The following is a 12,281-nucleotide window of genomic DNA, read 5'->3' as shown; positions in this document are numbered from 1 at the left end:
ATATGAGCCAAGTTTTTAAGCAAGATTTAACAGATACTTCAGTCCGACCAGGGGGTATCTTTTTTGTTGAGTTATTAATGCCGAAGCAGTGTGATATGCCTGGCCGCGATACAATGGTAGAGGTACTCACAAAGTATTTAGGACCTGTGGATTGTTTTGATCATCGTCGTGATTCCGCAGGTTTTGCACCTCAGAATTATAAGGTGCATTACGAGGATACTGATGCAGATATTCCACCGACCTTGATGGTGACGAATTGTGAGAAAATCGATAAGCCTGTATTAGATGATTTTGATCGTAGTCAGGTATGGGATTGTCCAAATGTGGATGAGTTATTAGCAGAGTGCCAATACAGGGTGTTTGCTACGGATATGTTAGCCTCTGGTTTAGCGGCCAAAGAACGTGCAGATATGCTTGTAAAGTATGTAGATGCATTACTAGAATTATATCCCTCTTGTAAAGCCGTTGTATTTGGACCATCTCGTAAGTTCTTAAGTCGAGAATCGATTGAAAATCATCCTGATAAAGAGGTGACTCGTTTCATGTATTATGCTGTAAATGTGCGTTATTTTAGTATTCAAGGTACCAATGATATGATGGTAGATTCTGTGGGTATGAGTACATTATTTTTACCTGATTTACAGTATCACTTTCACGGTGTAGATCCTAATCATGTAGTATTTCATGCTTATAATGTGCTGAATTATATTTTCGAACATGGTAATATAATAGGTGATGGGGAAACCATTGCGGGGTTACAAAATGGCGAGATGAATCAGGATATTCAGTGGAAGGTTCAATACGAGGATTCTTTAATCCAGCCCGTTCGAGAGGTTCTAGATATTAATATGGGTGAATACGCATCTGGAACTCGGTAGTTGTTAATCAATGAAAGGTGTGAGCATTATGAGTGATCAACGTGTTTTTGATATGGAACTTGTGAAAGTTGAAAGTTTGGAGAACGCTGTTAGGACGCCATTTTATCAAACTGATTCCACAGGTGGTTCAGTATGGGTTATTAAACCTGGTCAAATCTTACCAAAACATTATCATCATCACTCTGATGATATATGGGTTATATTGCAAGGCAAGGGTGTATTTTATCCAACGCCTAATACAGAGGTGCCTTTTACAAAGGGGCAAGTTATAGTATCTAAAAAGGGTGAATGTCATGGTGCAAAAAATACTGGAACGGAAGATATTGTCTTTGTGAGTATCGTTGCTCCAGTGCCTGCTGATTATGATCCTGTTAAGACTAATTAATATGAAAGCACTTTATAGTATTTTCTTCTCTTGTGATAGAGATATATTCATACTATAAAGTGCTTTTTTATTTTATACAGTCATTTCTAGCGAATATACCTTTTCTATTTTATATGTCATTATTTTGGTTTTACTATTCCTATTTGTTATTTCTATACTCTATAAAATTCCATTGACAGAGGACGTTTGTTCTTTTAAGATGGTAAAGTATGTAATATTTTAATAAGTAGAAAGGAATTATATGAACTCATCTACACTAGAGCCTCAAAGTGGGGATATCAATTTCAGAGATTTTACGAAACGTCGTATGCTTCACGTAGTCTTACCATTGTTTATTGTTTCTATTATTGCCTTCCTGGATCGCGTTAACATTGCTTATGCAGGCTTGACTATGAAGGAGAATTTACCATGGTTGACGCCAGAAGTATTTGGTATGGGGGCAGGCATTTTCTTTATTGGTTATGTTTTGTTTGAAGTGCCTGCATCTTTAATTGCAGCTCGTTGTAATGCTATGCATTGGGTGGCGCGTATCATGTTTAGTTGGGGGCTCGTATGTATTCTTATGACGACGATGACCACTGAGTTGGAATTTTATGTTTATCGATTTTTACTTGGTCTATGTGAGGCTTCTTTATATCCTGTAATTTATTCATTACTCATTCCAAATTGGTTCTTGCCAAAGGAGCGAGCGAAGGCAATCTCCTTGATGTTGACATCTTTATTGTTCTCTAACATCATTGGTGGGCCATTGGCAGGTATTTTATTGGATACAACGTTCTTTGGTCTACATGGTTGGCGTACACTCTTTATCGTTGAAGCTATTCCTGCTGTGATCTTTGCGTTCATTTTCGCATTCTGGATGAAAGAGCGTCCTGAACATGCATCTTGGGTAACTGATGTAGAAAAGGTATATATTAAAGCCGAGCTTGAAAAAGAAGAGCAACAAAAGCAAGCCGCAAAGAAATATACTATTTGGCAAGCGTTAAAAGACCCAAAAGTATTGCGTTTAGCGTTAATCTATTTCTTGTGGGTTATTGGTTTCTGGGGCTTTAGTTTTTGGATGCCTCAAGTTCTTAAAAGCTTATCTGGATGGCCACCAAGCGTGGTAGCGTGGTCTATTGCTATTCCAATGACAGCAGCCTTACTTGTACAAATATACTGTGGTTACTCTTCTGAAAAGCGCAATGAAAAACGTTGGCACGTTGCTACTACATTGTTCATTGGTACTATTGGTTTCTTAGCAACACCACACAGTCCATCTCCAGAAGTTAGCTTATTCTTTATATGCTTAACTGCAGTAGGTGTTTACGGTGGTATGGGTGTATGGTGGACCATGCCAACAACCTTCTTATCTGGCGCTGCTGCAGCGGGGGCGATGGGACTCATTAACTCTTCAGGTAATATGGGGGGCTGGGTAGGTCCTTATATGCTTGGATTCATCAATGGTCACACTGGTAGCTTTGCTTATGGTTACTATGTAATGGGGGCTTGTATGTTCCTTGCTGGTCTATTAATTTTGACACTTCCAAAATCTATGGAACATAAAGAGGATTAAGTAGAGCTATATTATAGATAACTAGATTATAGACAACTTAATAGGAAAATATTTAACGAATGCTTCAATGGTGTGATTTTGGATACTATTCAATTTTATGTTACAATTTACAAAATAGTATTATTTAAACTTGAGGAGACAAATATTGAAAGAGTGTAGACCTAAGTTTGATGAAATTACATCATTTGATGAATTTAATAAATATTATTGGTATCGTGATGAACTTTCACAAATATGTAAATCATTAGGATTAGAATATAGGGGAACAAAACAAGAACTCAATTATATTATTGAGCAGTACTTTAAAGGCGATTTAATTAAAAAATCATCAATAAAAAATAGAAGAAGGCAAGTGGAAAGTATTACTTTAGATACACCATTACTTGAATGTAATTTTTCCTTTAATACGAAGTTTAGAGAATATTTCTCTGCTTTAATAGGTGTTTCACGATTTAAATTTAATGCTGATATGGCTACTGCCTGGAGAAAAGTAAAAAGTGAAAAAAATACAAGCTTTACAATTGGAGATTTGCTGAAAGTATATTATGGTGAATCAGATTATGCAAAGTATGACAATTCGGCTTGTCAATGGAATCAATTTTTTAAGGATTTTTGTGCAGACGAATGTAGTGGCAATTATTCGAATAAATTAAAAGTAGCATCTATTATTTGGAAAGAAGTTAGAGATTCAAAAAATGAAAAAATCTATTCAAAGGATCTTTTAAGTGAATATGCATATAAATTAGAAGCGTATCGCAAGTAGAAGTAACTTGTCATTGCAGAGACGTATGGGAAAACTAGCAATTAAATTTATAATAGAATAATGATAAAAGCACCTTATATCCTATGAGAAGAGTCATTTGTGATGACTTTTGTAGGTATATAAGGTGCTTTTATTTATTCCTGATTTCTTTATTGATTTTATTTTGTTACATCAGGCACTTTCCCAGGATTCATATCGAGGTTTAGATCTGTGGATTTGAATGGGTGTGGGTTTGCCTCTGGTGGTTGTACTTTGAGTTCTGGATGCAACCATTGTAATTGTTTTAGTTCCCAGTCGTACTTGGCACCGTCATTTTGTAGCTGACGAATATCTTTTAGGATTTCGTCTAGTTGGTCGCTATGTTTATTAGCCATCCCTTCAAGAATGTAAAGACGACCTGCTACACTGTCGATGGTAGAGCCATCGTGGTCTTCATCGACACGCCATTGTAATTCAGAGATTTGTATTTGCTGGAATATGATAACGATAACCAGCACAATGATAACGCCCCACATGGGCGCTTCTTTAGCTTTCAAAAGGGCTCGCAATTTACATGCGAGCCCAGATGGTTTGTTCATTATTGACGATCCTCGAGTTGTAATCCAGGTAATGGTAATTTGGAGTTTACGAAGTCTAACCACAAGCGAGAAGCGTGGGAGAGGTAATGACCCTTTTTCCAAATTACATAAAGGGTATGAATAATTTCAGGTACGAGAGGTCTTACGACAACCTTAGAACCAACCTCCGTATTTTCACCTACCTCAGGGCAGAGGCGAGATGGTAATAATGCAATAGCAAGGTTTGCACTAACTGTTTGTAACATGAGATCACGTTGGCTCGTTTCAAACACGATATGCGGTTGGAAGCCGGTGTGTTTACAAGCTTTGATGATTTCATCATGTAAGTTGAAATCGTCTTTATGCAATACAAAGGATTCATCAGCTAGCATTTCTAAGCGAATTTCTTTTTCTTTTGCCAAAGGGCTAGATTTAGGAATGATAACGGATAGTGGGTCACTTGTAAGGTAGAAAGATTCAAATTCTTTAGGGTTTGGTTTAGTACAGATGATGCCAATATCGATTAAACCTTCCTGAACGCTGATCTCAACCTTTTTAGAACCTTGTTCGTAGAGTTCCAATTCGATTTGTGGATATACTTTTTTAAATTCACCTAATAACTGGGCAAAAATGGGAGCATCAGTAATTGGTGGAATACCAATTCTGATGGAACCTTGTTCCAAACGAAACTCGTTTTCAAAATCAGTTTTTAGATGTTCAAACATAAACACAACGCGTTTAGCGTGGGTTAAGAAGATGGTACCCCCATCAGTAAGTTCTACAGATTTAGCATTACGCATGAAGAGAACAACACCAAGTTCGTCTTCTAAAGCTTTAATTGTACGGCTGATTGCAGATTGGGAGATGTGTAAATTCCTTGCAGCCTTACTAAAGCTTTTTTGATCAGCTACTTCAACGAAGTATTTCAAATGATGAAAATCCATAATTAACCCCCTAAAAATAAAACTTGGTTATAGGACGTGACCTAACTAAATGAGAATAGTTATTACTGTAATGCAATTAGCTATTACTTTATGTAAAGCATGGATAGCAATATTGGCAAAGCGACAGTCACTGTATGTGTTGCGTTGATAGGGCCCAGCACGTTATAATTAGCATATAGGGCTATATCAAGTTATGATATTAGGAATTATGGTTGTGCCCATCACAAAAAAGTATGCTCACACATAATGCCATATTATATATAACATATATATTATTGCATTATTTTTTCATGTGCGCAAGTTTGTAATGGTTGTTATTCCTAAACATAATGATAGATTAAGCAAGTGTTCTATTTTTGCTAAATGCTTAAGGAGGCAATAATCACATGAGTCGTAAATTTAAAACTATGGACGGCAACCAAGCGGCTGCTCACGTTTCTTATGGTTTTACAGAAGTTGCTGCGATTTATCCAATCACTCCATCTTCTCCAATGCCAGAACACATTGATGAATGGGCTGCATCTGGTCGAAAAAACATCTTCGGCAACACTGTTCAAGTTGTAGAAATGCAATCTGAAGCAGGTGCTGCTGCTGCAACCCACGGTTCTTTACAAGCTGGTGCATTAACAACAACTTTCACATCTTCCCAAGGTTTGTTATTGATGCTTCCTAACTTATATAAAGTAGCAGGCGAATTACTTCCAGGTGTATTCCAAGTAGCTGCTCGTGCATTGGCTGCACATGCTTTGGCTATCTTTGGTGACCACCAAGACGTAATGGCTGCTCGTGCAGCTGGCTGTGCTATGTTAGCTGAATCCTCTGTACAAGAAGTAATGGACTTGTCCGCTGTAGCTCACTTGACAGCTATTAAAACTCGCGTACCTTTCATCAACTTCTTTGACGGTTTCCGTACATCCCACGAAATTCAAAAAATTCAAATCTGGGACTATGAAGATTTAAAACCATTGGTTGACATGGATGCTGTTAAAGCTTTCCGTAAAAATGCTTTGAATCCAGATGCTCCTGTAACTCGTGGTACTGCTGAAAACCCTGACGTTTACTTCCAACATCGTGAAGCATCCAACAAATTCTACTTGAACGTTCCTGACGTTGTAGAACACTACATGAACGAAGTTAACAAATTGGCAGGTACTAACTACCAATTGTTCAACTACCATGGTGCTCCTGATGCTACTGACGTTGTTGTAACTATGGGCTCTTCCGCTCAAGTTGTAGAATCCACTGTTGATTACCTCAACAAATTGGGCCGCAAAGTTGGTTTTATCAACGTTCATTTGTTCCGCCCATTCGCAACAGATCGTTTGTTGAAAGCTCTTCCTAAAACTGTAGAACGCATTGCAGTTCTTGACCGTACTAAAGAACCAGGTGCTTTGGCTGAACCATTGTTCTTAGACGTACAAGCAGCTGTAGTTGACGGTGGCCGTAATGTAAAAGTTATCGCTGGTCGTTATGGTTTGAGCTCCAAAGACGTTATCCCTGCAGATATCGTTGCTGTATTCGATAACTTAGCTGCTGAAAATGGCAAGAAATTCTTCACATTGGGTATCAATGATGATGTTACATTCTTGTCCTTAGATCGTGCTGAAGGCGTAGAAGTTGAAACTCCAGGCTTGACTGAATGTAAATTCTGGGGCTTCGGTTCTGACGGTACAGTTGGTGCGAATAAATCCGCTATCAAAATCATCGGTGACCACACTGATATGTATGCTCAAGCATACTTTGACTACGACTCCAAAAAATCTGGTGGCGTAACAATGTCTCACCTTCGTTTTGGTAAAAACCCAATCAACTTGCCTTACTTGATTACTGAACCTCAATTCGTAGCATGTCACCGTCAATCTTATGTACATGAATACGATTTGATTCGCGGCATCAAAAAAGGCGGTACATTCTTATTGAACTGTACTTGGTCTCCTGAAGAATTGGATGAACATTTACCTGCTAAATTACGTCGTCAAATCGCAGAAAAAGAATTGAACTTCTATATCATCAATGCTGCGAAAATCGCTTCCGAAATCGGTTTGGGCGGTCGTATCAACATGGTAACACAAGCTGCGTTCTTCAAATTGACTGAAATCATCCCTGTAGATGATGCTGTTAAATACCTTAAAGAATCCGTAGTAACTTCTTACGGTAAAAAAGGTCAAAATATCGTTGACATGAACAATGCTGCTATCGATCAAGGTGTTAACGCTTTGGTAAAAGTAGATGTTCCTGCTAGCTGGAAAGACGCAGTAGATGATGGCAATCATGCAGTTAAACCTGGTTGCGAATCTTGCCCATCCTTCGTTCAAAATATTGCACAACCAATCAATGCACAAGCTGGTTATGATCTTCCTGTATCCACATTCTCTGGCTATGAAGATGGTACATTGCCTGCTGGTACTGCTAAATTCGAAAAACGCGGTCCTGCATTGTTCGTTCCAAAATGGTTGCCTGAAAACTGTATTCAATGTAACCAATGTTCCTTCGTATGTCCTCATGCTACAATTCGCCCAATTTTGGCAACTGAAGCAGAAGTGGCTGCGGCTCCAGAACATTTCGATACAATCCCTGCATTGGGCGCTAAAGACCTTCAATTCCGTATCGCTGTATCCCCATTAGATTGCTTGGGTTGCGGTAACTGTGTTGATATCTGTCCAGCTCCTAAAGGCAAAGCTATCGTGATGACATCCATCGATACTGAAATCGAACAAGCTGAAGCTTGGAACTATGGTGTTAACCTTCCTGTAAAAGAAAATCCTATGAAGAAGGAAACTGTTAAAGGTTCCCAATTTGAACAACCATTGTTCGAATTCTCCGGTGCTTGCGCAGGTTGTGGTGAAACTCCTTATGCTAAATTGTTAACTCAATTGTTCGGTGACCGTATGATGATTGCCAATGCAACTGGTTGTTCCTCCATCTGGGGTGCTTCCATGCCTGCATCTCCATACACAACTAACCAACAAGGTCATGGTCCTTCTTGGGCAAACTCCTTGTTCGAAGATAATGCTGAGTATGGTTATGGTATGTACATCGGCGTTAAGAAAATCCGCCAACAATTAGTAGAATTGGCTGCTAAAGCAGTTGAAACTGCTACTGGCGAATTGAAAGACGCTTTAGAACAATGGATTGAATTTGCTAACCTTGGTGCAGCTACTCGTCAACGTTCCGAACGTTTAGTAGCAGCTATCGAAGCTGAAGGCGCTACAACTCCTGAATTGAAAGAAATTCTTGAGAAAAAACAATTCTTGATCAAACGTTCTCACTGGATCTTCGGTGGTGACGGCTGGGCATACGACATCGGCTTCGGCGGTGTTGACCATGTATTAGCTTCTGGCGAAGACGTAAACATCTTCGTATTCGATACTGAAGTATACTCCAACACTGGTGGTCAAGCATCTAAATCCACTAACGTAGCAGCAGTTGCTCAATTCGCAGCTTCTGGTAAACGTACTAAGAAGAAAGACCTTGGCATGATGGCTATGTCTTATGGTTATGTATACGTAGCACAAGTAGCTATGGGTGCAGACAAAAACCAATTGATGAAAGCTGTTACAGAAGCTGAAGCATATCCAGGTCCATCCTTGATCATCGCTTACAGCCCATGTATCAACCATGGTATCAAAGCTGGTATGGGTAAAGCTCAAGAAGAACAACGTAAAGCAGTTGCAGCTGGTTACTGGGATCTTTACAGATACAACCCTCAACTTAAAGAAGAAGGTAAAAATCCATTCTCCTTGGATTCCAAAGAACCAACTGAAAGCTTCCAAGACTTCCTTAAAGGTGAAGTACGTTACGCTTCCTTGGCTAAAGCAGCTCCAGATGTGGCAGAAGAATTGTTCGCTAAAACTGAACAAGATGCTAAAGAACGTCGCTTAAGCTATGTTCGTTTACAAAAAGGTTTCGAAGACGTAAAATAATTCGTTATTTAACGACTGAGAACTATATGAGGCACCCTTTCGAGGGTGCCTCTTTTGTATGTAAATTAAGTTTTTCTAAATATCATATTAAGTATCTTCCATAAATCAGTTATAGTGCTGGTTACTATTGTATTACTTACGTATTAACTGCTTAAAAAAATAGGTAATATACTAGGAATTTGGTATAATGATAAGGAGTCATGCATAATTTTAGCAATATATATTTTGGATAATTCTAATATTAAATATAGAGGTACATATGGCTAAGGATAATACACAAATGACAACGGAAGACATGCAACAAACGATATATAAAGAGTTAGGCTATAAATCCTATCCATTTCCTTTTACGACGCCGGCCTATTTAGAAGCGTATGGTGCTCTTGTAGGGCTAAATACTCCACCTGCGAAGACAGCTCGCGTTCTTGAACTAGGTGCTACTTATGGCGGTAATATTATTTCTCAAGCCGTATTTAATCCAGAGGCGACCTTTGTAGGGATTGAGCTTTCACAAGACCAAGTAGAGAAGGGCAATCAAATCATCAGTGATGCCAAACTAGATAATGTATCCTTGATACAAGGAAACATCTTGAATTTTGAGGAATCGATGGGGACCTTCGATTACATTATTGCCCATGGATTCTACTCTTGGATTAGTGATGAAATGAAGGATAAATTGCTCAATATTATTTCTAGTCATTTGGCTGATAATGGCATTGCCTATGTGTCGTACAATACGTATCCAGGCTGGCATACTATGGAAGAGGTTCGTCAGCTTATGCTATTTGCTAATCGTGAACAAGATAATTTGACTCATAAGGAAAAGGTATTGCGCGGGAAGACCGTAGGCAGTCTTGTAGGTGCTCAGATTCTTAACTATGATAATCTTAAAGAACGAAATAGTAAATTTCTAGGTGCATTGCGCTCTGTCATGCAAAAGGATGACTATTATGTAGGTCATGATCATCTAGAGCCTCATAATGATCCATGCTATTTCTATCAATTCAATGATCATTTGAAAGCGCATGATCTTGCGTATGTATGCGATGCAGACCTTACACTATCTATGGTTCGTACCTATGATGAAAGTATTGCAGCTAAACTTGAGCAATTGGCACCTAATAGTCAAGTGGATCAAGAACAATATTTAGATTTTATACTAGATACGACATTCCGCAAGTCGATTATTTGTAAAGCTAGCGTTGCCAAAGATATCAACTTTGCTGTTGCAAATCCGGCTGAAGTGAATACAATTCCTGTACGTACTATTGTAAATAGCTTTGTTTTCCAAATTCTCTTTGATGAGGAAGCACTAGAAATGTTTGAAAATGTACTCGTAAGAGATACCTTCCAAGCGCTTATTAAAGATGGTGGTACGTTCAATATGATCGAGGCTCTAGCTATTTTAAAAGCAGCTCATGAGGCAGCTCATGCATCTGATGATGAATTAGAACCTGCTGTATGTAGCTTGTATCGTGCTGTAGTAGAGCATATGGTACGTGGTGGTATTCGCTTTTATAAAACATTCCCTGTAAAAGAAGAGTATATGGAGGGCTTATCTTATATACCTGCCCGTTTTACAAACTTTGTAAAAGCTATTGTTCATGGTGGCAGTGAATATATGTATGGAGCAGATATGTTCAATGATGCTATTGGTGATATTTCTGAAGAGGATTTATTATTTATGGAGTTGTTGAACAAACCAAAAGCGAAATCTACGGTAATTAAAAAGATTAAAGATGCTCTCTTTAGTGCAGATCAGTCTCAAACTACAAAGCATCAAAATGCCATGGCTGAAGCTTTTTATAATGAATTAACAACGCGTATGGAACAATTAGGCTTTATTAGAAGTAAGAAAACAGGTAGTATTTCCTAAGTGATAGCTCCCTTTATTTGATTCTGTTGCTATGGGGCTGTATTATATTCTGCTGATTTTATAGCTAAAATAGAAACCCGTTACACTTATAACATATATATGTATTAAGTGTTAACGGGTTTTGTTTTATATAATTAAATTTACTTTTATTTTATATTTATTACTTTTAGTTATTTTATATTGCTGAAAAAGTATAGTAAATCGATAATTTTAATGAGGAAAAAATGAACCGTTCATGAAAGTATGGTATAATGTGTTTGGGTATTTTGTAAATATCATCCGATGTGTTGTGGATGATTCTATAAATTGTATTAGTTGATAAAGTTGTATTAATTGTATTATTTGTAAAAGGAGTCTTTTATGGCATCTAAAAAGGCAGTTCTAGTATACATACTAGAAATCCTGAAAGACGAAACAGATGCTAATCATACGTTATCTCAAGAGGAGATTCGCAGTATATTAGCCGAACGGTACGAGGTATCCGTCGATCGGAAAACCTTAGGCCGTCATTTAAATGATTTATATGAATCTGGAGATTTTGGTATTCAATGTGAAGAGTCTGCTGTGGGAGCAGATGGCACCATTCGACGTACTGATTTCTATATGATTCATACCTTTGAAGATTCTGAATTGCGGTTATTGATTGATGGTATATTGGCATCTCGCCATATTACTGCATCTCAACGTAAAGATTTAATCGGGCGTGTTGCAAAATTGGGGAGCTCCTATTTTAAGCCTCATGGTATTGATATTGAAAGTAATACGGAGTACCTTCATAGAAGCCAAGATTTATTTCTTAATATTGATCTCATAGAAGAAGCAATACAAAAGGGTAGAAAAATTTCGTTGGCCTATTGCCAACCAGATGTGGATAAGCGATTACACATTAATCTTGGCCCAGATCATAAGGAACGGAAGTATGTATTTAACCCATTCCAACTAGTAATGAATCGAGGACATTATTATTTAGTAGGAAACCACGAAAATTATGATGACATGTCTACATTACGTGTTGATCGAATTGCACATATTACAGTGCTGAATGAACGTAGAAAACCTTTACGGGAGATAAAGGGATACCAACAACAACGTACCTTTAACGTGTCACAATACGTAAAGGAACATATTTATATGTTCGGCGGTGAATCTATTACTGTTACGTTTAAAGCTAAACGTTCCATTGTAAATCAAATTTTAGATTGGTTTGATGGCAATGTAGAGTTTACGAATATAACAGCCGATAATGTTGTATGTCGTGTACGTGTTAATCATGACGCCTTTAAATATTGGGCGCTCCAATATATGCAAAGTGTAAAAGTGCTTACTCCAGCCTCTTTAGTGACAGAGGTAAAAGCCGCAATTGAGGAAGGTTTACACCAATACTCATAAATAAAAAGCTA

At 37.9% G+C, this 12,281-nt stretch carries 9 protein-coding genes; 7 read left to right on the top strand and 2 right to left on the bottom strand.

What is annotated here, in order from left to right; all coding sequences use genetic code 11:
* The first annotated feature begins 2 nt into the window (after nt 1-2).
* From ACGHIY_RS07350 to ACGHIY_RS07335, 4 genes are all read left to right on the top strand, one after another.
* The gene (locus ACGHIY_RS07350) at nt 3-878 is read left to right on the top strand and encodes a DUF4261 domain-containing protein (RefSeq protein WP_039965279.1); all 876 of its coding nucleotides are present in this window, start codon (nt 3-5) and stop codon (nt 876-878) included.
* Between the two features lie 28 nt (nt 879-906).
* Nucleotides 907-1,263, top strand: coding sequence for a cupin domain-containing protein (locus tag ACGHIY_RS07345; protein ID WP_024066296.1), 357 nt, complete (start codon nt 907-909; stop codon nt 1,261-1,263).
* A 241-nt stretch (nt 1,264-1,504) separates the two neighbouring features.
* Nucleotides 1,505-2,818: an MFS transporter gene (locus ACGHIY_RS07340; protein ID WP_120055971.1), complete on the top strand. Its 1,314-nt coding sequence runs from the start codon at nt 1,505-1,507 to the stop codon at nt 2,816-2,818.
* A gap of 145 nt (nt 2,819-2,963) precedes the next feature.
* Nucleotides 2,964-3,581 (top strand): SAP domain-containing protein, encoded by a 618-nt coding sequence (locus ACGHIY_RS07335; RefSeq protein ID WP_278605127.1) that lies wholly within the window; start codon nt 2,964-2,966, stop codon nt 3,579-3,581.
* A 158-nt stretch (nt 3,582-3,739) separates the two neighbouring features.
* On the opposite strand, the gene ACGHIY_RS07330 is transcribed toward ACGHIY_RS07335, so the two are convergent.
* Both ACGHIY_RS07330 and ACGHIY_RS07325 read right to left on the bottom strand, forming a co-directional pair.
* A complete protein-coding gene (locus ACGHIY_RS07330) occupies nt 3,740-4,159 on the bottom strand; it encodes a hypothetical protein (protein WP_012864710.1) in 420 nt (139 codons plus the stop codon).
* Nucleotides 4,159-5,082: a LysR family transcriptional regulator gene (locus ACGHIY_RS07325; RefSeq protein WP_008602616.1), complete on the bottom strand. Its 924-nt coding sequence runs from the start codon at nt 5,080-5,082 to the stop codon at nt 4,159-4,161. The genes ACGHIY_RS07330 and ACGHIY_RS07325 overlap by 1 nt, the downstream gene beginning before the upstream one ends.
* A 386-nt stretch (nt 5,083-5,468) precedes the next feature.
* On the opposite strand from ACGHIY_RS07325, the gene nifJ reads away from it, so the two are divergent.
* From nifJ to ACGHIY_RS07310, 3 genes are all read left to right on the top strand, one after another.
* Nucleotides 5,469-9,005: a pyruvate:ferredoxin (flavodoxin) oxidoreductase gene (nifJ, locus tag ACGHIY_RS07320; RefSeq protein WP_390525446.1), complete on the top strand. Its 3,537-nt coding sequence runs from the start codon at nt 5,469-5,471 to the stop codon at nt 9,003-9,005.
* Between the two features lie 259 nt (nt 9,006-9,264).
* Entirely contained in the window at nt 9,265-10,881 is a 1,617-nt protein-coding gene (locus ACGHIY_RS07315) for a methyltransferase regulatory domain-containing protein (protein ID WP_390525445.1), read from the top strand.
* A gap of 360 nt (nt 10,882-11,241) precedes the next feature.
* Entirely contained in the window at nt 11,242-12,270 is a 1,029-nt protein-coding gene (locus ACGHIY_RS07310) for a YafY family protein (RefSeq protein WP_077707594.1), read from the top strand.
* The last annotated feature ends 11 nt before the right edge of the window (nt 12,271-12,281 follow it).

It is taken from the genome of Veillonella parvula (genome assembly GCF_042850485.1).
Taxonomy (GTDB): Bacteria; Bacillota; Negativicutes; order Veillonellales; family Veillonellaceae; genus Veillonella; species Veillonella parvula_Q.
This window is presented reverse-complemented; position numbering and strand designations above follow the sequence as displayed.

Coding starts and splice junctions, on each gene's coding strand:
- ACGHIY_RS07330 (WP_012864710.1), bottom strand. CDS start 4,159: ATGAACAAACCATCTGGGCTCGCATGTAAATTGCGAGCCCTTTTGAAA.
- ACGHIY_RS07315 (WP_390525445.1), top strand. CDS start 9,265: ATGGCTAAGGATAATACACAAATGACAACGGAAGACATGCAACAAACG.
- ACGHIY_RS07340 (WP_120055971.1), top strand. CDS start 1,505: ATGAACTCATCTACACTAGAGCCTCAAAGTGGGGATATCAATTTCAGA.
- ACGHIY_RS07325 (WP_008602616.1), bottom strand. CDS start 5,082: ATGGATTTTCATCATTTGAAATACTTCGTTGAAGTAGCTGATCAAAAA.
- nifJ (WP_390525446.1), top strand. CDS start 5,469: ATGAGTCGTAAATTTAAAACTATGGACGGCAACCAAGCGGCTGCTCAC.
- ACGHIY_RS07310 (WP_077707594.1), top strand. CDS start 11,242: ATGGCATCTAAAAAGGCAGTTCTAGTATACATACTAGAAATCCTGAAA.
- ACGHIY_RS07350 (WP_039965279.1), top strand. CDS start 3: ATGAGCCAAGTTTTTAAGCAAGATTTAACAGATACTTCAGTCCGACCA.
- ACGHIY_RS07345 (WP_024066296.1), top strand. CDS start 907: ATGAGTGATCAACGTGTTTTTGATATGGAACTTGTGAAAGTTGAAAGT.